The sequence below is a fragment of the Ruegeria sp. YKSD163 genome (assembly GCF_059612905.1).
Window position 1 is genome coordinate 194,930 of the sequence record NZ_JBXWRM010000004.1, and the last position, 23,566, is coordinate 218,495.

Annotated in this window: 28 protein-coding genes; 19 read left to right on the plus strand and 9 right to left on the minus strand. The window is 63.8% G+C overall.

What is annotated here, in order from left to right; translation table 11 throughout:
• Positions 1-97 precede the first annotated feature (97 nt).
• Positions 98-1,753: an energy-dependent translational throttle protein EttA gene (ettA, locus tag AC2FNA_RS07825; RefSeq protein ID WP_496825453.1), complete on the minus strand. Its 1,656-nt coding sequence runs from the start codon at positions 1,751-1,753 to the stop codon at positions 98-100.
• A 156-nt stretch (positions 1,754-1,909) separates the two neighbouring features.
• Here ettA and AC2FNA_RS07830 point away from each other — a divergent pair, with 156 nt between their 5' ends.
• Together AC2FNA_RS07830 and AC2FNA_RS07835 are read left to right on the plus strand one after the other, a co-directional pair.
• Positions 1,910-2,380, plus strand: a complete 471-nt coding sequence (locus tag AC2FNA_RS07830) for an MOSC domain-containing protein (RefSeq protein ID WP_496825454.1) — start codon at positions 1,910-1,912, stop codon at positions 2,378-2,380.
• Between the two features lie 33 nt (positions 2,381-2,413).
• Positions 2,414-3,055: a nicotinate-nucleotide adenylyltransferase gene (locus tag AC2FNA_RS07835; RefSeq protein WP_496825455.1), complete on the plus strand. Its 642-nt coding sequence runs from the start codon at positions 2,414-2,416 to the stop codon at positions 3,053-3,055.
• Here AC2FNA_RS07835 and AC2FNA_RS07840 read toward each other — a convergent pair.
• Positions 3,008-3,835 (minus strand): DMT family transporter, encoded by an 828-nt coding sequence (locus AC2FNA_RS07840; protein WP_496825456.1) that lies wholly within the window; start codon positions 3,833-3,835, stop codon positions 3,008-3,010. The genes AC2FNA_RS07835 and AC2FNA_RS07840 overlap by 48 nt on opposite strands.
• Before the next feature lie 84 nt (positions 3,836-3,919).
• Here AC2FNA_RS07840 and dacB point away from each other — a divergent pair, with 84 nt between their 5' ends.
• Positions 3,920-5,410 (plus strand): D-alanyl-D-alanine carboxypeptidase/D-alanyl-D-alanine endopeptidase, encoded by a 1,491-nt coding sequence (gene dacB, locus AC2FNA_RS07845; protein ID WP_496825457.1) that lies wholly within the window; start codon positions 3,920-3,922, stop codon positions 5,408-5,410.
• Positions 5,411-5,460: 50 nt separating this feature from the next.
• Here the strand turns inward: dacB and AC2FNA_RS07850 are convergent, their stop codons facing one another.
• Together AC2FNA_RS07850 and AC2FNA_RS07855 are read right to left on the minus strand one after the other, a co-directional pair.
• The gene (locus AC2FNA_RS07850) at positions 5,461-5,883 is read right to left on the minus strand and encodes a tellurite resistance TerB family protein (protein WP_234137342.1); all 423 of its coding nucleotides are present in this window, start codon (positions 5,881-5,883) and stop codon (positions 5,461-5,463) included.
• Between the two features lie 91 nt (positions 5,884-5,974).
• On the minus strand, positions 5,975-6,433 hold the full coding sequence (locus AC2FNA_RS07855; protein ID WP_496825458.1) for a cupin domain-containing protein: 459 nt from the start codon (positions 6,431-6,433) through the stop codon (positions 5,975-5,977).
• A 93-nt stretch (positions 6,434-6,526) separates the two neighbouring features.
• On the opposite strand from AC2FNA_RS07855, the gene AC2FNA_RS07860 reads away from it, so the two are divergent.
• The 5 genes from AC2FNA_RS07860 to AC2FNA_RS07880 all read left to right on the plus strand — a co-directional run bounded on the left by AC2FNA_RS07860 (position 6,527) and on the right by AC2FNA_RS07880 (position 12,374).
• Positions 6,527-7,408 carry a LysR family transcriptional regulator gene (locus AC2FNA_RS07860; RefSeq protein WP_496825459.1) on the plus strand — a complete coding sequence of 294 codons (882 nt, stop codon included), beginning with the start codon at positions 6,527-6,529 and terminating at the stop codon, positions 7,406-7,408.
• A gap of 101 nt (positions 7,409-7,509) precedes the next feature.
• Entirely contained in the window at positions 7,510-9,084 is a 1,575-nt protein-coding gene (locus AC2FNA_RS07865; RefSeq protein WP_496825460.1) for a lysine--tRNA ligase, read from the plus strand.
• A gap of 101 nt (positions 9,085-9,185) precedes the next feature.
• Positions 9,186-9,494, plus strand: a complete 309-nt coding sequence (locus AC2FNA_RS07870) for a DUF4389 domain-containing protein (protein WP_234142675.1) — start codon at positions 9,186-9,188, stop codon at positions 9,492-9,494.
• A 52-nt stretch (positions 9,495-9,546) separates the two neighbouring features.
• Positions 9,547-9,948, plus strand: a complete 402-nt coding sequence (locus AC2FNA_RS07875; RefSeq protein ID WP_496825461.1) for a DUF4864 domain-containing protein — start codon at positions 9,547-9,549, stop codon at positions 9,946-9,948.
• 140 nt (positions 9,949-10,088) lie between these two features.
• Positions 10,089-12,374, plus strand: coding sequence for a glycosyl hydrolase family 28-related protein (locus AC2FNA_RS07880; RefSeq protein ID WP_496825462.1), 2,286 nt, complete (start codon positions 10,089-10,091; stop codon positions 12,372-12,374).
• Positions 12,375-12,423: 49 nt separating this feature from the next.
• Here AC2FNA_RS07880 and AC2FNA_RS07885 read toward each other — a convergent pair whose 3' ends face one another.
• Positions 12,424-13,089, minus strand: a complete 666-nt coding sequence (locus AC2FNA_RS07885) for a hypothetical protein (protein WP_496825463.1) — start codon at positions 13,087-13,089, stop codon at positions 12,424-12,426.
• Between the two features lie 138 nt (positions 13,090-13,227).
• On the opposite strand from AC2FNA_RS07885, the gene parA reads away from it, so the two are divergent.
• The 4 genes from parA (at position 13,228) to AC2FNA_RS07905 (ending at position 15,363) form a co-directional block, all read left to right on the plus strand.
• Positions 13,228-13,857 carry a ParA family partition ATPase gene (parA, locus tag AC2FNA_RS07890; RefSeq protein WP_496825464.1) on the plus strand — a complete coding sequence of 210 codons (630 nt, stop codon included), beginning with the start codon at positions 13,228-13,230 and terminating at the stop codon, positions 13,855-13,857.
• Between the two features lie 49 nt (positions 13,858-13,906).
• Positions 13,907-14,233, plus strand: a complete 327-nt coding sequence (locus tag AC2FNA_RS07895; RefSeq protein WP_234137351.1) for an antibiotic biosynthesis monooxygenase family protein — start codon at positions 13,907-13,909, stop codon at positions 14,231-14,233.
• Positions 14,234-14,312: 79 nt separating this feature from the next.
• On the plus strand, positions 14,313-14,720 hold the full coding sequence (locus tag AC2FNA_RS07900) for a universal stress protein (protein WP_234142685.1): 408 nt from the start codon (positions 14,313-14,315) through the stop codon (positions 14,718-14,720).
• Between the two features lie 64 nt (positions 14,721-14,784).
• Complete coding sequence (locus tag AC2FNA_RS07905; protein ID WP_496825465.1) at positions 14,785-15,363, plus strand: NYN domain-containing protein; 579 nt, start codon at positions 14,785-14,787, stop codon at positions 15,361-15,363.
• Here AC2FNA_RS07905 and AC2FNA_RS07910 read toward each other — a convergent pair.
• From AC2FNA_RS07910 to phnF, 3 genes are read right to left on the minus strand one after another with little or no spacing between them, the layout of a single operon-like run.
• Complete coding sequence (locus AC2FNA_RS07910; RefSeq protein ID WP_496825466.1) at positions 15,360-15,842, minus strand: HugZ family pyridoxamine 5'-phosphate oxidase; 483 nt, start codon at positions 15,840-15,842, stop codon at positions 15,360-15,362. The genes AC2FNA_RS07905 and AC2FNA_RS07910 overlap by 4 nt on opposite strands.
• Positions 15,839-16,630 carry a formate/nitrite transporter family protein gene (locus AC2FNA_RS07915; RefSeq protein WP_496825467.1) on the minus strand — a complete coding sequence of 264 codons (792 nt, stop codon included), beginning with the start codon at positions 16,628-16,630 and terminating at the stop codon, positions 15,839-15,841. Before AC2FNA_RS07915 ends, AC2FNA_RS07910 begins: the two co-directional genes overlap by 4 nt.
• Positions 16,631-16,687: 57 nt before the next feature.
• A complete protein-coding gene (gene phnF / locus AC2FNA_RS07920; RefSeq protein WP_496825468.1) occupies positions 16,688-17,398 on the minus strand; it encodes a phosphonate metabolism transcriptional regulator PhnF in 711 nt (236 codons plus the stop codon).
• A gap of 103 nt (positions 17,399-17,501) precedes the next feature.
• Here phnF and phnG point away from each other — a divergent pair, with 103 nt between their 5' ends.
• The 7 genes from phnG to phnN all read left to right on the plus strand — a co-directional run bounded on the left by phnG (position 17,502) and on the right by phnN (position 22,888).
• Complete coding sequence (gene phnG, locus AC2FNA_RS07925) at positions 17,502-17,957, plus strand: phosphonate C-P lyase system protein PhnG (RefSeq protein WP_496825469.1); 456 nt, start codon at positions 17,502-17,504, stop codon at positions 17,955-17,957.
• Entirely contained in the window at positions 17,957-18,532 is a 576-nt protein-coding gene (gene phnH, locus AC2FNA_RS07930; RefSeq protein WP_496825470.1) for a phosphonate C-P lyase system protein PhnH, read from the plus strand. The genes phnG and phnH overlap by 1 nt, the downstream gene beginning before the upstream one ends.
• 3 nt (positions 18,533-18,535) lie before the next feature.
• Entirely contained in the window at positions 18,536-19,627 is a 1,092-nt protein-coding gene (locus tag AC2FNA_RS07935) for a carbon-phosphorus lyase complex subunit (protein WP_496825471.1), read from the plus strand.
• Positions 19,628-19,905: 278 nt separating this feature from the next.
• Positions 19,906-20,736: an alpha-D-ribose 1-methylphosphonate 5-phosphate C-P-lyase PhnJ gene (locus AC2FNA_RS07940; protein ID WP_496825472.1), complete on the plus strand. Its 831-nt coding sequence runs from the start codon at positions 19,906-19,908 to the stop codon at positions 20,734-20,736.
• Between the two features lie 85 nt (positions 20,737-20,821).
• Positions 20,822-21,592, plus strand: coding sequence for a phosphonate C-P lyase system protein PhnK (gene phnK, locus AC2FNA_RS07945; protein ID WP_496825473.1), 771 nt, complete (start codon positions 20,822-20,824; stop codon positions 21,590-21,592).
• 67 nt (positions 21,593-21,659) lie between these two features.
• Positions 21,660-22,343, plus strand: a complete 684-nt coding sequence (phnL, locus tag AC2FNA_RS07950; RefSeq protein WP_496825474.1) for a phosphonate C-P lyase system protein PhnL — start codon at positions 21,660-21,662, stop codon at positions 22,341-22,343.
• Positions 22,340-22,888 carry a phosphonate metabolism protein/1,5-bisphosphokinase (PRPP-forming) PhnN gene (phnN, locus tag AC2FNA_RS07955; RefSeq protein WP_496825475.1) on the plus strand — a complete coding sequence of 183 codons (549 nt, stop codon included), beginning with the start codon at positions 22,340-22,342 and terminating at the stop codon, positions 22,886-22,888. Before phnL ends, phnN begins: the two co-directional genes overlap by 4 nt.
• Here phnN and AC2FNA_RS07960 read toward each other — a convergent pair.
• Positions 22,870-23,553: a DUF1045 domain-containing protein gene (locus AC2FNA_RS07960; protein WP_496825476.1), complete on the minus strand. Its 684-nt coding sequence runs from the start codon at positions 23,551-23,553 to the stop codon at positions 22,870-22,872. The genes phnN and AC2FNA_RS07960 overlap by 19 nt on opposite strands.
• Positions 23,554-23,566 lie beyond the last annotated feature (13 nt).

A 23,566-nucleotide genomic window follows, 5' to 3' on the forward strand; every position in this document is an offset into this window, starting at 1 on the left:
CTCAGAAGATAATGCTGTTGTTACTCAGTTCAAAGCAGAATCTGCGTGTCTGATATGTGCTTGTTGGGCTTCGGTCGTTTGACGATCTTGGTATGTCTCACCGCACGAACTTCTTGTGCTTCAGCCGCTTGGGTTCCAGGGCGTCCGGGCCCAGGCGGCGCTTCTTGTCCTCTTCGTAATCCTCGAAGTTGCCTTCGAACCATTCCACATGGGCGTCGCCTTCGAACGCCAGGATATGGGTGCAGATACGGTCGAGGAAGAAGCGGTCGTGGGAAATGACCACGGCACAGCCGGCGAAATCGACCAGCGCGTCTTCGAGCGCGCGCAGGGTTTCCACATCCAGGTCGTTAGTCGGTTCGTCGAGCAGGATGACGTTTCCGCCCTCTTTCAAGAGCCGCGCCATGTGCACGCGGTTGCGTTCGCCGCCCGACAAGAGCGAGACTTTTTTCTGCTGGTCGCCGCCCTTGAAGTTGAAGGACGAGCAATAGGCGCGGCTGTTCACCTGCGCATCGCCCAGCTGGATGATCTCGGCGCCGCCGGTGATCGCCTCCCAGACGGTATCGCCGTCCTTTAGGTCATCGCGCGACTGGTCGACATAGGAGAGCTTGACCGTGTCGCCGATCTCGATGGTGCCGGCGTCGGGGGTTTCCTGCCCGGTGATCATCTTGAACAGCGTCGACTTACCGGCGCCGTTGGGGCCGATGACGCCGACGATGCCGCCGGGGGGCAGCGAGAAGTCGAGCCCCTCGATCAGCTGCTTGTCACCCATATGCTTCGACAGGCCGTTGACCTCGATCACCTTCGATCCCAAGCGCGGGCCGTTGGGGATGACGATTTGGGCGCGACCGACCTTTTCCCGCTCGGACTGGCTGGCCATCTCGTTATAGGCCTGGATACGGGCCTTGGACTTGGCCTGACGCGCCTTTTGGCCCTGCCGCATCCATTCCAGTTCGCGTTCCAGCGTTTTTTGCTTGGCCTTGTCCTCGCGCGCTTCCTGTTCCAGGCGCTTGGCCTTCTGCTCCAGCCAGGCGGAATAGTTGCCCTCGTAGGGGATGCCGCGGCCTCGGTCCAGTTCGAGGATCCAGCCGGTGATGTCATCCAGGAAGTAGCGGTCGTGGGTGACGATCAGGATCGTGCCCTTGTAATCGATCAGGTGCTGTTGAAGCCAGGCGATGGTTTCGGCGTCCAGGTGGTTGGTCGGTTCGTCGAGCAGCAGCATGTCGGGCGCTTCGAGCAGGAGCTTGCACAGCGCCACCCTGCGGCGTTCCCCGCCCGAGAGGGTTTCGACATTGGCATCGTCAGGCGGGCAGCGCAGCGCCTCCATCGAGACGTCGATCTGGCTGTCGAGATCCCACAGGTTCTCGGCGTCGATCTGGTCTTGCAGGCTGGCCATTTCATCGGCGGTCTCGTCGCTGTAATTCATCGCCAACTCGTTGTAGCGGTCGAGGATGTCCTTCTTGGCCTTGACCCCCAGCATGACGTTCTCGCGCACGGTCAGGTTCGGGTCGAGATGCGGTTCTTGCGGGAGGTATCCGACCTTTGCGCCCTCGGCGGCCCAGGCCTCGCCGGTGAAATCCTTGTCGAGGCCGGCCATGATCTTCATCAGGGTGGATTTACCGGCGCCGTTGACGCCGACCACACCGATCTTGACCCCGGGCAGGAAGCTCAGGTGAATGTTCTCGAAGCATTTCTTGCCACCGGGGTAGGTCTTGGAAACACCCTGCATGTGGTAGACATATTGATAGGCGGCCATGTCGTGTCCTCTGGGTCGGGGAAAGTCGGGTTGGCCGGTGTGATAGCGAATGGCGCGGGTGGGGGCAATCACTGGCGTGACCGAAGATGACGCAGCTGTGCATTGTATCCGACCTGGGCCCCGTGCAGCATAAAGCGCGCGGTTTCGGGGAAAGCGATGATAGGTTTGACGAAGTTGAAAGATGGCTGGGCGCAGCCGGGGCGGGTCGGCTGGATCGGGCTCAGGCCCGAGCGGCGCGCGGCGCTGGTCGCGGTTGACGAGGGTCTGGTCGGGCTTGACGGTCTGGCGGGCGATCACGGGCGGCCCGGCAAGCGGGCGGTGACGCTGGTGCAGGGCGAACATCTGGGTGCCATCGGCGCCTATCTGGGGCGCGGGGCAGTGTCGCCCTTGGATCTGCGGCGCAACATCGTGGTCGAGGGGATCAACCTGGCGGCACTCAAGGATCGTGCGGTGCAGGTAGGCGGTGCGGTTCTGCGCCTGACGGTGATCTGTGCGCCCTGTTCGCGGATGGAAGAGACATTCGGCACCGGCGGCTATTCGGCGGTGCGCGGGCATGGCGGCTGGTGTGCCGAAGTGCTGGAGCCGGGGTTGATCAAGTTGGGCGATCCGGTGCGGCCCGCCGATTGACAAGGCGCTGCGCAGGCGCCAAGCAAGACGTTCATGAGGCAGGGTTTTCCATATGCGCGGCCCGGACAGGTGATCGGGCTGTTCGGCGGATCGTTTGATCCGCCGCATGCGGGGCATGTACATGTGACGCGCGAGGCGCTGAAGATGTTCGGGTTGGATCGGATCTGGTGGCTGGTGACCCCGGGCAACCCGCTCAAGACACAAGGGCCGGCGCCGCTGGACCGGCGTATGGAAGCGGCCCGAGTGATGATGCAGCATCCCCGCGTGGATGTCACCGATATCGAGACCCATCTGGGCACGCGGGCGACGGCAGACACGATTGCGGCGCTCAGGCGGATTTATCCGCGGGTGCGGTTTGTCTGGTTGATGGGCGCTGATAACCTGGCGCAACTGCACCGTTGGCAGGACTGGCGTCAGATCATGGAATCGGTGCCGGTCGGTGTGCTGGCGCGGCCGGGGGATCGGATCTCGGCCCGGATGTCACCGGCGGCGCGGGCCTATGCTCCCTATCGCATCGACGGGCAGGCGCGGCACCTGCTGGGTCGGTCGCAGGCTCCGGCCTGGTGTTTCGTGAATGTGCCGATGGTCGATGTCAGCTCGACCCGGATCCGGGCAGCGGGGGGCTGGTCAGCGGCGCAGCAGGGCCGAGGCGAGACCAGCGCCCAGGACCAGTGACAGCCCGGCCCATGTCCACAGATCGGGCAGATCGCCGAACACTGCCCAGCCCAAACCGGTCGCGGCAAGAAGCTGGAAATAGACCAGCGGCGCAAGCCGGGTTGCCGGTGCATGGGCATAGGCCACAAGCAAGAGCAGGTTGCCCAGCATCGAGCCCAGTGCGCTGGCCAGTGTTAACCCCGCCACCTGCGGTGTGAAGGCGGGCAGGGCGGCGAGGCCAAAGGGCATCAGCACCAGTCCGGCAATCGCCAATTGCGTGAGGCTGAGCGCGAGTGGCGAGCCCAGCGGGCTGAGCCAGCGCGACGCGGTCAGGAAACCGCCATAGAAACACCCCGCCAGCAGCGCCAGCAACAGACCGGGCGAGCCGCCAAACCCCGGGCGGACAACCAGCAGCACGCCCCCGAACCCAAGCAGCATCAGCGCGCTGCGCAGTATGGTGACAGGCTCTCGCAACAGCAGGGCCGAGAGGGCATAGCTGAGGATCGGTCCGACAAAGAAGGCGGCAAAGACATTGGCCAGAGGCTCGGTCCTCAGGGCGGATTGTATCGACAGGATGCCACCGGCAAGCAGCATCGCCCGAAACCAGATGCGCCAATTGGCGAGCAGACGCCATGCGGAGGTCGGCACGAAAGGCACCAGAAGCAACAACCCCAGCGTAAAGCGGGACCAGGCCACATAGATTGGCGCCGCCCCATAAGTCCCGGTCAGCAACTTGCCAGCCAGGTCCCCCGCGGGGATCAGCGACATGGCGATGAACATGATTCCGATGGCGCGGCCCATGCCCGCGCCGTAACATGATGAAAGCGGGGGCGAAATGCGAAACCACCGCTTGTGCGGCGCGGGTCACTGGGTTTTTATTGCGGCATGGTTGAAGTGATTTCCAGACGTGTATTCCTGGCGGGGCTTGGCGCGGCGCTGAGCCATTCCGCGGCCTATGCCGAAGCCCCCGCATTGTCGCTGCGCCCACCGCTCAGACCCAAGGACGCGCAGGCGCTTGCCGGTCCCGAAGCGGTGTTGTCGGGTTCGGGTCTGTCCGGGCGCGTCGCCTTTGCCGTTGCCGATGCGGAGACGGGGCTGGAGTTGGAAACGGTCGAGCCGGGACTGGCCCTGCCGCCGGCAAGTGTCGCCAAGGCGCTGACCGCGCTCTATGCCCTGGAGACACTCGGACCCTCTCACCGGTTCCGGACGCGGGTTCTGGCTGATGGGCCGGTCGAGAACGGGGTTCTCAAGGGCGATCTGATCCTCGCGGGCGGGGGCGATCCAACACTCGATACCGATGCGCTCGCCGCGCTGGCACGAGCACTGAAGGAGAGCGGATTGCGCGAGGTGCGCGGTGCTTTCAAGGTCTATGACGGCGCCCTGCCCGAGGTTTACAGCATCGATCCGGAACAGCCCGAGCATGTGGGTTATAGCCCCTCGGTGTCAGGCATCGCGCTGAATTTCAACCGCGTGCATTTCGAGTGGAAGCGGGCTGGCAAGGGCTGGAACGTCAGCATGGACGCCCGCAGCAGCAAGATCAGACCCGTGGTTGCGATGGCCGAGATGAAAGTGGTGAACCGGGCGCTGCCGATCTATACCTATGAGCAGCGCCAGCGGATCGACAGCTGGACGGTGGCGAGCCAGGCGCTGGGCCAGGACGGTTCGCGGTGGCTGCCGGTGCGCAAGCCGGCGCTCTATGCCGGGGACGTTTTCCAGACGCTGGCGCGGTCGAACGGTATTGTCCTGGGGCGGGTCGAGGTCGTCAGGTCATTGCCCGCGAGCGCACGAATGCTGGTTCATCACGACAGTGCGCCGCTGGAAGAAATTCTGCGAGACATGCTGAAATACTCCACCAATCTCACCGCCGAGATGGTTGGGTTGGCGGCAACCGTTGCACGGGGCAAGCGCCCGGCCACGTTGCGTGCCTCGGCTGAGGAGATGACGGTCTGGGCGGCAGAGCGCTATGGCCTGCGCGGCTCGCGTCTGGTCGATCATTCTGGGCTGGGCGATGCGTCGCGGATGACGGCACGGGATCTGGTTGCGGTTCTGGTGCAGGCGGGCAAGACTGGGCGGTTGCCGCACTTGTTGAAGGATATCCCGATGCGCGATCCAAAGGGTCGCGTGTTGAAGGGGCATCCGATCAAGGTGGCGGCCAAGACCGGGACGCTGAATTTCGTCTCGGGGCTGGGCGGGTTCATGACCGGAGCGGATGGTACGGTGCTGGCCTTTGCGATCCTGACCGCGGATACCGACCGGCGCGCTGCAATTCCGCCAGAAGACCGCGAGCGCCCGGAGGGCGCGCGCGGCTGGAATGCGCGGTCGAAGAAGCTTCAGCAAGCGCTGATCGAGCGTTGGGGCGCGATCTACGGCAGTTGAGGTGCTGGGCCGTTCGTCAAGCTCTTGCGGGCTTTCCTCGCGATTAGGTCTCAGACCACGTGACGGGCGCGGGCGCCGCGTTCGATGGCGGCGGCATGTAGCCGGTCGATATTGAGCTCGTAGCGGATTTCTTCGAGCAGCCGCAGTTCGGTTTCAGCGAGGGTGCCGTCGGCGGCAGCGACGTCGCAGGCCAGCGCATAGGCGGTTTCAAACAGACGTTCCGGCAGGTTGTCACGGACCAGACCAAAGAGAGCGTCCAGACCATCCTCTTGTTCGAACAGATCGAACACCACCTGGCTGACCTGTTTCATTCGGTCAATGTCGTAGTCGGCAAAAACCGGCAGCATGTTCACCGCCGACTGGATTTTGACCAGTTCGGCGGTGCGGATGTTTTCGTCCGAGGCGGAAATCGCCATCATGATCGCGACCAGGCAATCCTGTGGGGTCATCGGGTGAGTCGGTTGCTCGGTCATGATTTGTCCTGCCAGAGAGTTTCGCTGGCGGCAGGATAGGGGCGGCGCGCGGGGGGTTCAACACCCCGCACACCTCATGTCTTTGCGGCTATCAGGCGCTGGCGGTAAAGCGATACTCGATCGCCTCGAAGCTGGCCGAGGCAAAGCCATAGGCAAAGCGCAGACCTTCGGGGCCGGCAACTGTGCCATGCTCGGCGTCGCCGGGGATATAGAGTGCAACGCCCGCGCGGATTTCATGCGGCACGCCGTCGATGGTGACGGTGCCCGAGCCCTCGAGACCAAGGTAAAACTCTGGTGGCGTGTGGCGATGCGGGCGCAATTGGTGCCCCGGGCCGAATTCGGCAATGCCCAGTACCATGTCGCGCGGCGCGGTGGGCGTGCCATTGATCAGGGTCCGCCAGCGCACTTCGCCAAAGGTGGGGTCGGTACCGCCCGACAGCGGGACATGATCGGCATGAATGGCATGCGGCGGATGCGGCAGGTTGCCGGGCTGGTGCAGCGGAGTGGCTGCGGTCAGATCGGCGGCGAAACTGTCGAGCATGTCGGTCATGATGGGCTCCTTCCCTTTGCGCCCTGATAGTCGTGCTTGCCGGTCACGCGCAATCGCGTAAAACTGCATCATATTATACGCTGAGGTTATGATATGGATCGCTTGCCAAGCTTCTCGGGACTGACGGCTTTTTACGCGGCTGCACGACGCGGAACACTAACGGCCGCGGCGGCGGAATTGAACGTCTCACAGCCCGCCGTTTCACGCCGGATTGCCATGTTGGAGGCAGATTTGGGAAGTCCGCTGTTCGATCGTAGCCACAAACCGGTGCGAATGACCCAGGCGGGCAGGGATCTGCTGCGGGCGCTGCAAGGCGGGTTTGGCCAGATCGAGGCCACGGTGGCACAAATCAGACAGTCGGCACAGGGCAAGGTGGTGACGGTAACCGCGCCGTCAGGCTTTGTCGCGTTCTGGCTGATCCCGCAACTGGGAGATCTGGAGGCCGCCTTTGAGGACGTTACGATTAGAATTATAAGCCAGGAGTATGGCGAGGCCGCCCGGCCAGGAGACATCGCAATCCGGTTCGGGCTGGCCGAGGGCGGCGGAGAGACGCGACTCCTGGGCGAGGGCGTGTTTCCGGCCGCCAGTCCACTCTATCTGGATCGGCGCGAGATGAATGGCGACAGCTACGATTTCACCCGCATGACGCTGTTGACCATGGAATCGGCGCGCAGTCAGTGGCATGACTGGCCAAGCTGGTTTCGCGCGGTCGGGGTGCCGATGCCGCACAAGGCCCGGGTTCTGGATTTCAGTTCTTACGCGATGCTCGTCAATGCGGCGTTGGCGGGGCAGGGGGTTTGCCTGTGCTGGGACGGGGTGCTGGATCGGTTCCTAGAGGCCGGTGCGCTGGTCCGGCTGGAGGGTCCCGAGGCGGTATCCGCGCGCGGGTATTTCATCGCTGCGCGAGAGGGTTTGGCCGCCGCGCCGCATGTTCTTGGTATCCTCGATTGGATCATCGAAAAAAGTCACAAATAGCGCGGTTTGGAGCCAGCATTTATTGACTCATGCTGCACTGGCACAATAGGACAGCCGGGCCGGGCGCATGGGGCGCCCTTCCTTCCCCGATGGAGATTGACATGTCCGACTCGCGTGAACTCGCACTTGCGTCCAAGGCCTGGCCCTTTGAAGAAGCGCGGCGGGTGCTCAAACGCTATGAGAAGGCGCCGCCGGAGAAGGGGTATGTGCTGTTCGAGACCGGCTATGGTCCCTCGGGCCTGCCGCATATCGGCACGTTCGGCGAGGTGGCGCGCACCACGATGATCCGCCGCGCGTTTCAGGAGATCAGCGATATTCCGACCCGGCTGATCTGTTTCTCGGACGATCTGGACGGGATGCGCAAGGTGCCGGGCAACGTGCCGAACCAGGAGATGTTGCGCGAGCATCTGCAAAAGCCGCTGACCTCGGTGCCCGATCCGTTTGGCGAATACGAAAGCTTTGGCCATCACAACAATGCGATGCTGCGGCGGTTCTTGGATACCTTTGGCTTCGAGTACGAGTTCTATTCGGCGACCGAGTTCTACAAGTCGGGCCAGTTCGACGAGATCCTGCTGCGCGCCGCGGAACGCTATGACGACATCATGAAGATCATGCTGAAGTCGCTGCGCGAGGAACGGCAGCAGACCTATTCGATTTTCCTGCCGATCCACCCGGAGACGGGGCGGGTTCTGTACGTGCCAATGAAAGAGGTGAACGCCAAGGACGGCACCATCACCTTTGACGACGAGGACGGGCGCGAATGGACGCTGCCAGTGACAGGCGGCAACGTGAAGCTGCAATGGAAGCCCGATTTCGGCGCGCGCTGGGCGGCGCTGGGTGTCGATTTCGAGATGTACGGCAAGGATCACTCGACCAATACGCCGATTTATGACGGCATCTGCCGGGTGCTGGGCGTGCCTGCGCCCGAGCATTTCACCTATGAGCTGTTTCTGGACGAGAACGGGCAGAAGATTTCCAAATCGAGCGGCAACGGGGTAAGCATCGACGAATGGCTGACCTATGCCAGCTCGGAAAGCCTTGCCTATTTCATGTACCAGAAGCCGAAGACCGCCAAGCGGATGTATTTCGACGTGATCCCCAAGGCGGTGGACGAGTATCACCAGCAATTGCGCGCCTATCCGACTCAGGAACTGGCGGCGCAGCTGAACAACCCGGTCTGGCATATCCATGGTGGCGATGTTCCTGCCTCTACCCTGATCGTACCATTTGGAATGCTGTTGAACCTGGCCAGCGTGTCGGGGGCCGAGGACAAGGAGACGCTGTGGGGCTTTATCCGTCGCTATTCGCCCGAGGCCAGCGCCGAGAGCCATCCCGATCTGGATCAGGCGGCCGGGTTCGCGGTGCGTTACTTCAACGACTTCGTCAAGCCGACGCGGGTCTACCGGGCGCCGACCGAGGCCGAGCGCGAGGCGCTGGTGGAGCTGCGCGCGCAATTGGCAGCCTATGACGGGCCGGTCGAGGACGAGGCGCTGCAATCCATCGTCTATGCGGTGGGCCGCGATCGGTTCGACCCGCTGCGCGCCTGGTTCGGGGCGCTTTACGAGGTGCTTCTGGGCGCGTCGCAGGGGCCGCGGTTTGGCGGGTTCATCGCGCTTTATGGCATCCCCGAGACCATCGCGCTGATCGACAAGGCGCTGGCGGGCGAGCTGGCCTAAAGACCGCTCATTGCGGAGTTCTTGCCGGGTTGGCGGCGCCGCCTGCTGGCGGGCGCTGCCAACTATGCTAATCTGTGCAGGCCAGAGGCATGGAGGATGGCATGGCGATACCGGATGAAGACCAGTTTCAGGGCCGGATGCATGGAGAGCGGCCCGAGCCGAAAGAGCCGGACAGCCTGTGGTGGCGATTGCTGCACATGATCCTGATTGCGATCATGATCAACCTGGCGCAGACCATTCTGGCGGTTGTGACGGTGGTGCAATTCATCATCATGGCCGTCAGCAAAAGCCAGCCAAACGAGCGGCTGGCGGATTTTGGCACAGACCTGGGCATTTGGATCGCCAAGGCGGCGCGGTTTCAGACTGCGGCGAGCAACGTGAAGCCTTGGCCTTGGAGTGATCTGGACTGATCCGGGGGGCTTTGCGCCGCGTATAACTCCTCAGGGAACGAGGAGACACATTATGCGTCAATTTCTGTTCATGCTTGTTTGTTGTGCCGGTCTGGCGGGACCGGTTCAGGCCCAGAGCGACGAGATCGAGACCGTGATCGGCAGCCAGTTCGAGGCCTTTCTGGCAGACGATCTTGTCACTGCATTTACCTATGCCAGCCCGACGATTCGCGACATCTTCAGAACGCCCGAGAATTTTGGTGCTATGGTCCGCAACGGCTATCCTATGGTCTGGCGACCGGCCAAAATTCGTTATCTGGACTTGCAGCAGCGCGAAGGCGCGCTTTGGAAACTGGTGCAGGTGACCGATGCACAGGGGCGGGCGCACTTGCTTGCCTACCAGATGGTTAATCTGGAAAGTGGCTGGAAGATCAACGCGGTGCAGCTTCTGGAAATGCCGCGCCCCTCGGTCTGAGGCAACATCACCGTCACGATGCCATGAGCCGGGATTAATCCCTTTGTCCTACCCATTTGGCGCGTTCGGGTGCGGCCCGGACCCGTCACATCAAAGCGCCCGAGCAGCTTGCCTGCGGCGCGATTGGGAAAGGGATTTGGATGAACAAGGCAATCACCGACGGCATCAACTTTATGCCCCCCGCCTTTCAACAGGGGTTGAACGCGTGGTCGAGTGGCGACGGCACACCGGGATCGGATACCTACGACGGTGCGCCCAATGCAGCTTTTGTTCCCGCGGATGCCGATTTCGGCGGCTGCCTGGAACTGCAAAAGACAGCTTCGGTCCAGAAGTTGCGATATATGGGGCAAACACTGTTGCAGCCCGGCTGCTACCTTCAGATCAAGGTGCGGATCAAGGCGATCAGCGGCAATCTGCCCAGCGTCCGGGTGGCCGGATGGGCCGGCGGCGCGGGCGGCGCTCATGTCGGCGGGGTGACGGAGCAGGGGCCGTCGACGACGCTGACGACCTATGGCGACGTGGTCGAGGTGACGGGGATCGTCGGCTCGGGCAATCGTGGCGGCGTTGACATGGTCTGGGGCGCCTCGGCGCTGTATGGCCATTTCGGCCTTGACCTCGAAGGGTCGAACGGGGGCATCGTCCGGATCGACGATATCGAGATCACGGACATCACCGGCGCATTTCTGCGCGATATGCTGAGCCAGGTCGACGTGCGCGACTATGGTGCGGTGGGCGATGGCGTCACAGACGATTCGGCTGCGTTCGAGGCCGCCGATTCCGCGGCCGGAGGCCGCCGAGTGTTCGTGCCCGCCGGCACGTATTTCCTTGGCCAGACGGTCAGCCTGACGTCGGAGATCGAATTCGAGGGCACAGTCACCATGCCCGTCGACAAGATGCTGCTGCTGACCAAGAGCTTCGATCTTCCCACCTATATCGAAGCCTTTGGGGACGAGGAAACCGCGTTTCGAAAGGCGTTTCAGGCGCTGCTGAACGGTTCGGACCACGAATCGCTGGACATGGGCGGGCGCAACGTGTCGGTTACCGCGCCAATCGACATGCAGGCGGCGGTTCCGAACCGGACCAGTTTTTCCACCCGCCGGGTCATCCGCAATGGTCAGCTGGTCGCTGTCTCTGGTCCCGCATGGGATACGGATACTTATACGTCGCAGGCAACCTATGATCCCAATGACGCACGCAAGCTGAGCAACGTCACGAATGTCGCAAACATCCCGGTGGGGTCTCTGGTTACCGGCGCGGGTGTCGGGCGCGAAATCTATGTGCGCTCAAAGAACGTGGGCGCGGGCGAGATCACGTTGAACGCCCCACTCTACGACGCGGCGGGCACCCAAGTGTTCACCTTTCACAGCTTCAAGTACATGCTGGATTTCAGCGGCTTCAGCTCGCTGTCGAAGTTCAACATGCAGAACATCGAGTTCCAGTGTAACACCCATTGCAGCGGAATTCGGTTGGCACCGTTCGGCTCGACCTTTGCGCTGTATGACTGTTTTGTCAGCCGGCCCAAGGATCGTGGCATCACCTCGATCGGCGGCGGCTGTCAGGGCATGTTGATCGACGGATGCCAGTTCCTGTCGGCGGAGGAGGCGCTCAACGTGCCAGACCGCAGCAGTATCGGGTTCAACACCAATGCCAATGACGTGAAGCTGCGCCATTGCCGAGCAACTCGGTTCCGGCACTTTGGCGTCATGGCCGGGCAGAACCACATGATCCTGGGCAATCATTTCTTCCAGGGTGATGCTGTTGCCAATGGTCCGCGCACGGCAGGGATCGTGCTGATCGGGACCTATTCCAGCGCCACCTTCGCCGAGAATTATGTCGATAATTGCAGTCTGGAATGGACCAACGAACAGGATCCAAACCCGGATTTTACCGGGGGGTTCTCGTTCAGTGCGATGAGCATCACCGACAACATCTTTTTGTCGGGCGAGGTGGCGCCATGGTTCAGCTATATCGTGATCAAGCCACATGGGGTGGGTCATTTCATCAACGGCATGACGGTGACCGGCAACAAGTTCCGGTCGATCAACGGCTATATCGATCGGGCGGAGCGGGTCGATACCAGCTTCTCGGGGCTCAATTTCGACCGCACGCGGGACCTGATCTATCAGGGGAACACCTATCACGGTGTCAGCACGCGCAGTGCCAACCCGTTGCGGCTCGAGGTGGATCAGACCAGCGCATCGGACAACTGGCTGATCAACACCGATGCGACTTTGCCTTTCGGTGCCGAAACGCGCGGTGTCGATGCGGTAGTACCGCAGGGGCCACTGCGGGACTCGGGCGGGGCGGTGGCCTATCTGGCCCCTTATGCACAGGTGCAGCAGGGGACCAATCAGGATCAGCTTCGTCTGCGCTGGAGCGAATCCGTCTCAGGGACCGTTTTCGTAACGGTCCGGGCCGACAAGTAATCCAATCGGGCGGGGAGCATTGGGGCCGCGGTTGCGGCCCCTTTTCCAGTCAGAACTCGCGCCAGAGGCTGAACTTGATGTTGAGGCTTCCGGTCAGGTCGGATTTGCGTTCAAGGCCCAGGACCCACGTCTTTCCCTTGCCGCCCTCGATCAAAAGCGAGGGCGTCACGGTCCAGAACAGCGGATGGCCCGGCACATAGGCGGTTTCGACCTGCAACATCGGGTCGATACGCCGCGCGGTAGACAGGCCTGCGGTCAGGTCGAGCTTGTAGATGTCGGTTTCGGTGCCGCTCCGTCTTTCCCAAGCTGTGTCAAGCGCAAGCCAGCCATTGCCCCAGCGTGTCTCAAGCCCCTTGCCATAGGAGAGTGTGAGCTTGCTCATCGGCGCCCAGTCGCCTAGCCAGTGATGCGCTCCAAAGCCCAGTTCAGCGGCGAACCGGCCCTTGGAGCCCATGTCCCGGATCGGATAGCGCGCAAAGACCAGGGCATGTCCGGTCACGCCGGGCTGTTCATTGATATCGATGCCCATGGTCAGGCGCTTGGCCAAGCCCCATTCGGCATAGACCGCGGTTTTGTAGTCGGTGAGACCCTGAAACCGGAATAGCGTTGCCGAGACCGAGGTGAACCCGTGCCCCTTTTCGCGCAGCCATGCGCCCGCTGCCGCCGGGCTGGCGGCAACAATGCAGATCCAAACGGCAATCAGCAAGCGGCCCATTCCGCACCCTCCGATGCCAGCCTTGCCGGGATTGGTTAACGATTGGTTAGGGCGGATGTGCCGCAGGAGAGTCAGGCTTTTGCCGTTGTGTACACAGGGTGCGGTGTTATGCTGCGATGCAGCATAAGGAGTCGCCGCATGGGACATGTCATCACGGTCGCACAGCAAAAAGGTGGGTCGGGCAAGACCACGCTGGCGGTGAACCTGGCCGTTGCCTTTGCCCGCGCGGGCAGGCGGGTTGCGTTGATGGATACCGATCCGCAAGGGTCAGCCGGGCGCTGGTTCATGGCGCGGCTCGAAGCGGGAGGCGATCCAGGGCTGGAATTCTCGACCGCTTCGGCCTGGGGCGTCAGCTATGAGGTGCGCAAGCTGGCCAAAGACCATGACATCGTCATCATCGACACGCCACCCAAGGCCGATAGCGACCTGCGTCCGGCGTTGCGCCAGGCGGATCTGGTGCTGATCCCGGTCGCGACCTCGCATCTTGACCTTTGGGCGGTGGAAATGGTGCTCTACCTGGCCGAGCGCGAGGACAAGCCGGCGCTGATGGTGATGACCCGCAATCGCCCCGGTACGCGACTGGCGCAGGATGTGGCGACCAAGGCGCAAGAGCTGAAGGCCGAACTGGCGAAATCGGCACTGGCAAACCGTGTAACCTATGCCGAAACACTGGGGCATGGTCGCGCCGCGCTGGAGGCGCCCAAGGGTCCGGCTCATGGCGAAGTAACTGGTTTAATGCGGGAAATCGAGGCCGCTCTGGGGTTATGAGAACCCAAGACCTGTGCTAGGCTGGCCCTGCATTCGCAGGAGAAACCCCATGCCCAAGATCGTCAAAGCTGCCCCTGTTCAGACCGTTATCACCACCTTTGAGATGACGCCCGGTACCTGTCAGGACCTGCTAGAGGCGCTGACCGAGGCCTATGCCGATTTCATCTCGAAACAGCCCGGGTTCGTCGCGGCCGGCCTGCATGTGAACGATGCGCAGACCCGTATCGCCAACTATTCGCAATGGCAGCGGCGCGAGGATTTTCTGGCCATGCTGCGCACGCCCGAAATGCGCGAGCGCAATCGTCGCATCAACGAGATGTGCAAAAGCTTCGAGCCGGTGATGTACGAGGTGGCCGAGACCTTCGACAGCGACTGAAAGCTGTCCTGATCTGGATCAAGGTTCGTTCGGGCTAGCCGGGGCATTCTGTCGCTATTCCCAAACGGAGGCGCGACACATGTATCACAACATCCTTGTTCCGATCTCGTTCGATGCCGAACGCGACGTATCCGGTCCGCTGAAACTGGCCAAACTTCTGGCCACACCTGAAGCGCGGGTCACCCTGCTGCATGTGGTCGAACATATTCCGGCCTATGCGATCTCGTACATGCCGACCGATTACCTGGCCGAGGCGCGCAAGGCGCTGAAAAAGGAGCTCGATGCGCTGGCCGCCCAGCTTCCCAACGCCACCGGTGTTCTGGTCGAGGGGCATTCGGGGCGCTCGATCCTGGATTGGGCCGAGGCGAACAATCCCGACCTGATCATCATCTCTTCGCACCGCCCCGGCATGCAGGATCTGCTGTTGGGGTCCACCGCGACCCAGGTTGTGCGCCACGCGCAATGCGCGGTACATGTTGTGCGTTGATCAGGCGGTCGATGCGTCGAATTACTCTTGTTTAGCGAGAATCATTGGGTGATACATTCACCCAATGATTGTCTCTCTCGCAGTTCTCGCCGGTTCGCTGCTTTTGCTGGGCTGGTCCTTGCTGACCTTTGGTCCGATCCTGACGCCGCTCATGCTGGCGGCGGCGCTGGGCGTTGTCATCGGCTTGGTTCTGGTGCTGCGTCAGAGGCTGCGCAGAGCGCCGGTCTGGATCGTCATCGACGGGTCGAACGTGCTTTATTGGCGGGACGAAACCCCCAGCCTGCACACGGTGCGCCAATGTGTCGAAGGGTTGGTACGCAATGGCTGGACCCCGCTTTTGTGGTTTGATGCCAATGTGGGGTACCTCGTCGGATCGCAATATATGGGGCCGCACGAATTGTCGCGGGCGCTGCGCTATCCGGCGTCTTATATCAATGTGGCGCCCAAGGGTACGCCTGCGGACCCGCTGCTGATCGAACAGGCCGAAGAACTGGGTGCACGGATCGTGACCAACGATCGGTTTCGCGATTGGGTCGAGACCTATCCGCAGGTCGCCGACCCTGACCTGTTTCTGCGTGGCAGCGCCACGGGACAGGGCGTGTCGCTGCGTTTCGCCGAGGAGCCTGCGCGCAAGCGGGCCTAGGCCGCGAGATCCTTGGCGCTCAGCTGCACCGCTCTGCCGAAACCCGCGTTCAGCAGGCCATCGGTGACGATGAAGCGGACAAAGCGGAAATCACCGAAATCGGCATAAAGCCCCGCTTTGGGTCTCAGGGCCAGATAGCGGGCCCGCAAGGTATCGTGCTCGGATGTGCCGCGTAAGACCTGTCGCGCGGTGCAATGCAGGGTCAGACGCGGATGGGTCAGCGGTTCACCCTTGAGGCCCGGCTCTCCGATCAGCAGGGCACAGGCCGGGGTCGCCTCCAAAGCGGCGGTATGGGCGGCAAGGGATGAGATCAGCGAGACGGGCATGCCTTGCGGATCGGTGGCCAGCGCAATGCGGCTGACCGAGGGGGTCAGGTCGCCCGATTGCAGCACCGCCAGCGCGGCGTGCCGCGCGGCGTCGATCAGGGCGCGGGCCTGGGCGCGGGCCGCAGTATCGGCGGACAGATAGGGGTCGGTCATGATGGGCTCTGGCGCAGATAGGCAAAGCGATAGGCCAGCGCTACGCCGCCCGCCCCGCCCAGGATATTGCCCAGTGTGACCCAGAGCAGGTTCGACAGCGCCGCGCCGGACGTCACCTCGGCCCCTGCCAGCATGCCTTGCGGGATCAGGTACATATTGGCCACCGAGTGTTCCAATCCCAGCAGCACGAACCCCGAGATAGGCCAGAGAATGGCTAAGATCTTGCCCGCCGCCGTGCGCGCGGCAAAGGTCAGCCAGACCGCGAGGCAGACCAGCGCATTGCACAGAACCCCGCGCATGAAGGCCGCGCCGGGGTCCAGCGCCGCTTTGCCGCGCGCGATGGCCTGCGCGGTCTCGCCCATCGGCCCGTCCAGCAGGCCCGTCAGGCCAAAAGCCAGCGCCAGCCCGACCGCGCCCAGTAGATTGCCCAGATAGACCAGGCCCCAGTTACGCAACAATGCGGCCAGCGTGATCCGCCGGTCCACCGCAGCCATGACCATCAGCGCGTTACCGGTGAACAGCTCGGCGCCGCCAACGATGACCAGGATCAGCCCCAGAGAGAACACCACCCCGCCCAGAAACCGCGCCGGGCCAAAGCCCGAATCCGCTCCGGTCATCACCATCGTATAGGCCGCGCCGCCAAAGCCGATGAAGGCCCCCGCCAGCACCGCCAGCGTCAGCGTCTGCGCGGCGCTTAGCCCGGCCTTGGCCACACCTGCGGTTTCCACCAGTCGGGCAATTTCGGCGGGCTTATAGGCATCTAGCCCGGTGGGGTTCGTATCGCTCATATGCGTAGCCTAGCCATGGTTCCTCTGTCTGTACATTGATGCCGATCAAGGCGCGGTTCAGTCCGCGCCCAAGGTCAATGTCACCCTGTCGCCGGCAAACCAGGTGCGACCGTACTCCACAGGCTGCCCGTCGGGATCGACATTGATCCCGGTAGAAAACATCAGCGGCGCCCCCTCGTTCAAACGCAGGTGCAGCGCCTGGGTGGCGGTGGCGGGCCGGGCGGTGAGCCGGGTCCGGGCCCGGGTGAAATCCGCCACCCCCATGCGTTGCAGGGCGGCGGTAACGGATCGGGTCTCGGTCAGCGCCTCGGGCAGGCCGGGAAAGCGGGCGGCGGGAAACACGCTCTGGAACACGGCGATGGGCTGGCCGTCGGCCAGCGACAGCCCGTCATAGACATGCACCTGCGCGCCGGGCGACAGGCCCAGCGCCTCGGCCTCGGCCGCGTCTGCGGCGCGGGTCAGCAGGGTCAGGATGCGCTTGCCCGGAATGCGGCCCCCGGCGGCGATGTTCTTGTGAAACCGCACCCGCTTGCCGATGGCGTAATCGGTGGGCCGGGCGGCGACAAAGACACCGGCGCCGCGCCGCGCATGCACCAGCCCCTGATCGGCCAGATCCGCCAGCGCCCGGCGCACCGTATGGCGGTTGACACCATGGGTCGCGGCCAGCTGCGCCTCGGTCGGCAGCTGGTCGCCTTCGCCATATCGCCCCTCGGCGATGTCTTCGGTCAGGCTCAACGCGATGGTCTTCCAGACGGGGCTGCGGCTCATGTCATCAAAACTTCATCGTTGGGTGGATTGCGAGTCGCGGACTGGTCCGCTAATATTTGTCTAGTTGTATAGTGAATGTAGACAACCGGGCCAAGAGGCTTTTATGGCAGATCAAGAGAAAGAGACGGCGGCGCGACAGGGTTGGATGGGCCTCTTGGCCCGTGCGCCCGAGGCGGCGCTGATGGCGCTCTGGGACCGGGTCGAGGAGCGCCCCGCCTATGACTGGCTGCGCGCGCCCGAGACCGGAGGCGTGATGGTGCGGGGCCGCGCCGGTGGCACCGGCGCCCCCTTCAACCTCGGTGAAATGACGGTCACCCGCTGCGCGCTGGCTCTGGGCGATGGTACGGTGGGGCACGCCTATGTGCAGGGCCGCTCGCGGGCCAAGGCCGAGGCGGCGGCGCTGATCGACGCGCTGATGCAGACCGAGGCCGCCGAACGTATCCGCGCACACGTGCTGGAGCCGCTGGCCGCCCAGATGGCCGAACGCGCCGAAACCCGCGCCGCCCGCGCCGCCGCCACCAAGGTCGAGTTCTTCACGCTGGTCAGGGGAGAGGATTGATGGACGGATCGAGCCTTTATGCCGGTGGCTTCCGCGATGCGCCTGTCGATGCGGCGCATGCCTTTCGTGCCGCGATGACCGCCATGGCGCGGCCCGGTGACATCCGCAGGATCGCGGGTGCCGCGCCGCCCGCGCCGCTTTCGGTTGCGGCGGGCACATTGTTGCTGACGCTCTGCGACCCGGAAACGCGGGTGCACCTGGGTGGGGCGGCGGACAATGACGCGGTGCGCCAGTGGCTGAGCTTTCACACCGGCGCGCCACTGGTCGATGCGGCAGAGGCCGATTTTGCGCTGGGCAGCTGGGCCGACCTGATGCCGCTGTCGCAATACCGGATCGGCTCGCCGGAATATCCCGACCGCTCGACCACGTTGATCGTCGAATGCGACCGGCTGGAGAACACCGGAGCCGTGCTCAGCGGGCCGGGTATCCGCGACACGGCGCGCCTGTCGCTGCCGGATGCGGGCGCGTTGCAGGGCAACGCGATGCTTTACCCGCTGGGCTGCGATTTCTTCTTCACCTGCGGCGACCGGGTTGCGGCCCTGCCGCGCAGTACCACCATCGGCGCGGAGGGCTAGGCCATGTATGTTGCCGTCAAAGGGGGTGAGCGCGCCATCGAGAACGCCCATGCCTGGCTGGCCGAGGAGCGGCGGGGCGATCCTGCGGTCGCCGAACTCTCCCTCGCCCAGATCCGCGAACAATTGAGCCTTGCGGTCAACCGGGTGATGGCCGAGGGCTCGCTTTACGATCCCGATCTGGCCGCGCTGGCGATCAAGCAGGCGCGTGGCGATCTGATCGAGGCGATCTTTCTGATCCGCGCCTATCGCACCACCCTGCCGCGCTTTGGTGCAAGCCGGGCGGTGGATACCGGCGCGATGGCCTGCGACCGGCGGATCTCGGCCACGTTCAAGGACGCGCCGGGCGGGCAGGTTCTGGGGCCGACCTTCGACTATACCCATCGCCTCTTGGATTTCAAACTGGCCGCCGAGGGCGCGGTGCCGCCCGCGCCAAGCGCGCCCCCGCGCCGCGAACCCACGCCGCATATCACCGAGTTTCTGGGGCAGGAGGGGCTGATCCAGCCCGAACCCGAGAGCGAGGCCGCGCCGCGCGACCTGACCCGCGAACCGCTGGAATTTCCCGCCGATCGCGCCCTGCGCCTGCAATCGCTGGCGCGCGGCGACGAGGGGTTTGTGCTCGGCATGGCCTATTCCACCCAGCGCGGTTACGCGCGCAACCACGCCTTTGTTGGCGAGCTGCGCATCGGGCGGGTGGCGGTCGAGATGGAGATCCCCGAACTGGGCTTTGCCATCGAGATCGGCGAGATCGAGCTGACCGAATGCGAGACGGTGAACCAGTTCAAGGGATCCAAGACCGAGCCGCCGCAGTTTACCCGGGGCTATGGGCTGGTGTTCGGTCAGTCCGAGCGCAAGGCGATCTCCATGGCGCTGGTCGACCGCGCCCTGCGCTGGCAGGAACTGGGCGAGGACAATCTTGGCGCCCCTGCGCAGGACGAGGAATTTGTGCTGAGCCATTGCGACAACATCCAGGCGACCGGGTTCCTGGAGCATATCAAGCTGCCCCATTACGTCGATTTCCAGTCAGAACTGGAACTGGTCCGCAAACTGCGCCGCGAGGCGGAAGAGCGCATCGTGCATAGGGAGGCGGCGGAATGATCTCAATCGCCTCCACTGTCTCCGCCGCCAAAGGAATCCCCGCCGAAATCGGACGAATGCCAACCTCCGCCCGGGGCGTCGGGATGGGTATGCGAGCGGTGTTCGCGGCCGTCAGGCCCGGTCCAGATCCAAACGCCGCTGTCGTCTTGGCGAAGGGTGTCGCGCCGCCGTCTCCTCCATGCCGCATCTATCCAGCAGATCAGAATCGTAACAAGCAACAATATCGCTGCGAAAACAATGACCTCCAAAGCGTCTCCTTTCAGAAGGCGGGTTCCTGAATGTCTGACTACAACTTCGCCTATCTCGACGAACAGACCAAGCGGATGATTCGCCGCGCCATCCTCAAGGGGCTGGCTGTACCGGGATATCAGGTGCCCTTTGCTAGCCGTGAGATGCCGATGCCCTATGGGTGGGGCACCGGGGGCGTGCAGGTCTCGGCCGCGACACTGACGCCCGAGGACCGGTTGAAGGTGATCGACCAGGGCGCTGACGACACCACCAACGCGGTGTCGATCCGCAAGTTCTTTGAACGCACGGCTGGAGTGGCCACGACTGAAGCGACGCAGGAAGCGACGGTAATCCAGACCCGCCACCGCATCCCCGAGGCTGAGCTGACCGAGGACCAGATCCTTGTCTATCAGGTGCCGATCCCCGAACCGCTGCGCTTTCTGGAGCCGCGCGAGACCGAGACCCGCAAGATGCACAGCCTTCAGGAATACGGGCTGATGCACGTGAAGCTTTACGAAGATATCAGCCAGCATGGCGCGATCTCGACCGCCTATGCCTATCCGGTGCGGGTGGCCGAGCGCTATGTGATGGACCCCTCGCCAATCCCGAAATTCGACAATCCCAAGATGGAGATGGCGGCGATCCAGCTCTTTGGCGCCGGGCGCGAGCAGCGCATCTATGCGGTGCCGCCCTATACCCGCGTGGTCAGCCTCGATTTCGAGGACTACCCGTTCGAGGCGACAAAGGCCGAGCACGCTTGCGACTTGTGCGGTTCAGAAGACAGCTATCTGGACGAGGTGATCATGGACGATGCGGGCGGGCGGATGTTCGTGTGTTCGGACACCGATTACTGCCGCACGCGCTGCGAGGAGGTGGCATGAGCGGTGCGGTCGGAGCAGGGGAAAAAATTTCGACGAAATTTTTTGGACAGGATTTCGGAGAAATCCTGGGCGCGGGAGGTGAGCGATGAGCCCTTTGTTGCAGGTCGCGGGGATCGAGAAGCGCTATGGCGCGCGGATCGGTTGCGCGGATGTGAGTTTCGATCTCTATCCCGGCGAGGTGATGGGGATCGTGGGTGAGAGCGGGTCCGGAAAGTCGACCTTGCTGAACTGTCTTGCGGGGCATCTGGCGCCCGACGCGGGGCAGGTGATCTTTGATACCCGGCACATGGGGCCGGTGGATACGGTCACCATGTCGGAACCCGAGCGGCGGATGTTGTCGCGCACCGACTGGGCCTTTGTTCATCAGCATGCCCGCGACGGGCTGCGCATGTCTGTCTCGGCGGGCGGCAATATCGGTGAACGGCTGATGGCGGTGGGCGACCGGCACTATGGCCGTATCCGCGCGGCCGCGCTCGACTGGCTGGACCGCGTCGAGATCGACGGCGCACGGATCGACGACCGGCCTTCGGCCTTTTCCGGCGGCATGCAGCAGCGTTTGCAGATCGCGCGCAACCTGGTGACCGGGCCGCGGCTGGTGTTCATGGACGAACCTACGGGGGGGCTCGACGTGAGCGTGCAGGCGCGGCTTCTCGACCTCTTGCGCGGGCTGGTGCGGCGGATGGGGCTGAGCGCCATCATCGTCACCCATGACCTGGCGGTGGTGCGGCTGTTGGCCGACCGGCTGATGGTGATGAAGGACGGGCGCGTGGTCGAGAGCGGTCTGACCGATCAGGTGCTGGACGATCCGCAGCATGGCTATACGCAACTGCTGGTGTCGAGCGTGTTGCAGGTCTGAGGGGGCGCTGCCCCCGCGCCTGCGGCGCTCCCCCGGAGTATTTGGGGCGAAATGAAAGGGATTTGGGATGATCGACATCCGTGATGTGAGCAAGAGTTTCACCCTGCACAATCAGGGCGGCGCGGTGATCCGGGTGATGGAGGGCGCTTCGCTTCATGTGGCGCCCGGCGAATGCGTTGCGCTGACCGGAGCGTCGGGGGCGGGCAAGTCCACCCTGATGCGGGTGATCTATGGCAATTACCTGGCGGCCTCGGGCTTTGTCCTCGTGGGCGGGCTGGATGTGGCGCGGGCCGAGCCGCGCGAGATCCTGGGATTGAGGCGCGAAGTGCTGGGTTATGTCAGCCAGTTCCTGCGGGTGGTGCCAAGGGTGCCGACGGTCGAGGTGGTGGCCGAACCGCTTCTGGCGCTGGGCGTGGAGCCCGACACGGCGCGGGCGCGGGCCGAGGCGCTGCTCAGGCGGCTCAACATTCCCGAACGGCTCTGGTCGCTGAGCCCCACCACCTTTTCCGGCGGCGAGCAGCAGAGGGTGAACATCGCGCGCGGCTTTACCCATGCCTATCCGGCGCTGTTGCTGGACGAGCCGACCGCAAGCCTCGATGCCGAAAACTGCGCCGTGGTGCTCGAATTGATCGAGGAGGCCAAGGCGCGGGGCGCGGCCATCGTCGGCATCTTTCATGATGTCGAGGCGCGGGCGCGGGTTTGCGACCGGGTGGTCGATGTCTCGGGCTTTACTCCGGGGGTGGCGGCATGAATCCTGTGCCGGTGATCGCGGTTGTCGGCCCGTCGGGCGTGGGCAAGGACAGCGTCATGGCTGCGCTTGCCGCGCGTGACCCGGGATTGCGCCTGATCCGGCGGGTGATCACCCGGCCGGAAGAGGCGGGTGGCGAGCCGTTTACCGGCGTCTCACCGCAGGAATTCGAGGCGATGCGTGCGGCGGGCGGTTTTGCCCTTTTCTGGCAGGCGCATGGGCTGAGCTATGGCATCCCAATGCCCACGGATACGGAACGCGCGGGCGCAAAAGCGCTGCTGGTCAACCTGTCGCGCGGCGTGCTCTTGCGCGGGCAGGAGGTGTTCCAACCCTTTGCCGTGCTGTCCCTAACGGCCCGGCCCGAGGTGCTGGCGGCGCGGCTGGCTGCGCGCGGGCGCGAGGATGCGGCCGATCAGGCGCGGCGGCTGGGGCGTGCCGACATGGCCCTGCCCGAGGGGCTGCGCCGGGTCATCATGATCGACAATTCAGGCCCGCTCGAGCACACGGTCGAGGCGGTTCTGGCCCATCTTCAGCGGGAAAGCGCGTAGCGATGGATCAGGTGAAACCGGCCATCGCTGGCCTCTCCCACCAGGGCCAGATCGGTGAGCGTGAAAGGCGCGGGCAGCAAGGGGCCGAGCCGGTCCTGCAACAGCGCCTGCACCCGCGCCAGCGCGTCCTCGTCCAGCCGTCCGGTCAGGGTGATGTGAAAACGGAACTGGTCGAGCACGTAAGGATAACCCCAGCTGGTCAGATGCGCGTCCTGCGCCGGGCTGAGCCGGGCGGCGCGGCGGCGCTCCAGCTCCTGCGGCGTGGTGGGCGCGCGAAAGCGGTCCAACTCGGTGACACAGGCCGCCGCCAGCGCGTTCAGCGCGCTCAGCTCCCCCACCGGGCGCAGCGCCAGGAACCGGCCGAGCCGGGCGATCTCCAGCCCCTCCAGCACCACCGCCGGGCGGCGGGCGGCCAGCGCGGCGCAGGCCCGGTGCAGCGCATCGGCATCCTGCCCCTCAGCCAGGCGAAAGGGCGGTTTCATCGTGGCATGCAGCCCGTATTTGCGTGGCGTCGCGGTCAAAGCGGCCACATCCAGACCGGTACCCTCGGGGTGCGCCAGTTCCTGCCCGGTTTCGACATCCCAACCCAGCCATGCGGCACCGAACCACGTCCAGGCCTCGGACGCAGCTGGCAGGAAATAGATCGCGTATCGCAGGAATGTCACATTGGCCTCCTAT

Coding starts and splice junctions, on each gene's coding strand:
- ettA (WP_496825453.1), bottom strand. CDS start 1,753: ATGGCCGCCTATCAATATGTCTACCACATGCAGGGTGTTTCCAAGACC.
- AC2FNA_RS07830 (WP_496825454.1), top strand. CDS start 1,910: ATGATAGGTTTGACGAAGTTGAAAGATGGCTGGGCGCAGCCGGGGCGG.
- AC2FNA_RS07835 (WP_496825455.1), top strand. CDS start 2,414: ATGAGGCAGGGTTTTCCATATGCGCGGCCCGGACAGGTGATCGGGCTG.
- AC2FNA_RS07840 (WP_496825456.1), bottom strand. CDS start 3,835: ATGGGCCGCGCCATCGGAATCATGTTCATCGCCATGTCGCTGATCCCC.
- dacB (WP_496825457.1), top strand. CDS start 3,920: ATGGTTGAAGTGATTTCCAGACGTGTATTCCTGGCGGGGCTTGGCGCG.
- AC2FNA_RS07850 (WP_234137342.1), bottom strand. CDS start 5,883: ATGACCGAGCAACCGACTCACCCGATGACCCCACAGGATTGCCTGGTC.
- AC2FNA_RS07855 (WP_496825458.1), bottom strand. CDS start 6,433: ATGACCGACATGCTCGACAGTTTCGCCGCCGATCTGACCGCAGCCACT.
- AC2FNA_RS07860 (WP_496825459.1), top strand. CDS start 6,527: ATGGATCGCTTGCCAAGCTTCTCGGGACTGACGGCTTTTTACGCGGCT.
- AC2FNA_RS07865 (WP_496825460.1), top strand. CDS start 7,510: ATGTCCGACTCGCGTGAACTCGCACTTGCGTCCAAGGCCTGGCCCTTT.
- AC2FNA_RS07870 (WP_234142675.1), top strand. CDS start 9,186: ATGGCGATACCGGATGAAGACCAGTTTCAGGGCCGGATGCATGGAGAG.
- AC2FNA_RS07875 (WP_496825461.1), top strand. CDS start 9,547: ATGCGTCAATTTCTGTTCATGCTTGTTTGTTGTGCCGGTCTGGCGGGA.
- AC2FNA_RS07880 (WP_496825462.1), top strand. CDS start 10,089: ATGAACAAGGCAATCACCGACGGCATCAACTTTATGCCCCCCGCCTTT.
- AC2FNA_RS07885 (WP_496825463.1), bottom strand. CDS start 13,089: ATGGGCCGCTTGCTGATTGCCGTTTGGATCTGCATTGTTGCCGCCAGC.
- parA (WP_496825464.1), top strand. CDS start 13,228: ATGGGACATGTCATCACGGTCGCACAGCAAAAAGGTGGGTCGGGCAAG.
- AC2FNA_RS07895 (WP_234137351.1), top strand. CDS start 13,907: ATGCCCAAGATCGTCAAAGCTGCCCCTGTTCAGACCGTTATCACCACC.
- AC2FNA_RS07900 (WP_234142685.1), top strand. CDS start 14,313: ATGTATCACAACATCCTTGTTCCGATCTCGTTCGATGCCGAACGCGAC.
- AC2FNA_RS07905 (WP_496825465.1), top strand. CDS start 14,785: ATGATTGTCTCTCTCGCAGTTCTCGCCGGTTCGCTGCTTTTGCTGGGC.
- AC2FNA_RS07910 (WP_496825466.1), bottom strand. CDS start 15,842: ATGACCGACCCCTATCTGTCCGCCGATACTGCGGCCCGCGCCCAGGCC.
- AC2FNA_RS07915 (WP_496825467.1), bottom strand. CDS start 16,630: ATGAGCGATACGAACCCCACCGGGCTAGATGCCTATAAGCCCGCCGAA.
- phnF (WP_496825468.1), bottom strand. CDS start 17,398: ATGAGCCGCAGCCCCGTCTGGAAGACCATCGCGTTGAGCCTGACCGAA.
- phnG (WP_496825469.1), top strand. CDS start 17,502: ATGGCAGATCAAGAGAAAGAGACGGCGGCGCGACAGGGTTGGATGGGC.
- phnH (WP_496825470.1), top strand. CDS start 17,957: ATGGACGGATCGAGCCTTTATGCCGGTGGCTTCCGCGATGCGCCTGTC.
- AC2FNA_RS07935 (WP_496825471.1), top strand. CDS start 18,536: ATGTATGTTGCCGTCAAAGGGGGTGAGCGCGCCATCGAGAACGCCCAT.
- AC2FNA_RS07940 (WP_496825472.1), top strand. CDS start 19,906: ATGTCTGACTACAACTTCGCCTATCTCGACGAACAGACCAAGCGGATG.
- phnK (WP_496825473.1), top strand. CDS start 20,822: ATGAGCCCTTTGTTGCAGGTCGCGGGGATCGAGAAGCGCTATGGCGCG.
- phnL (WP_496825474.1), top strand. CDS start 21,660: ATGATCGACATCCGTGATGTGAGCAAGAGTTTCACCCTGCACAATCAG.
- phnN (WP_496825475.1), top strand. CDS start 22,340: ATGAATCCTGTGCCGGTGATCGCGGTTGTCGGCCCGTCGGGCGTGGGC.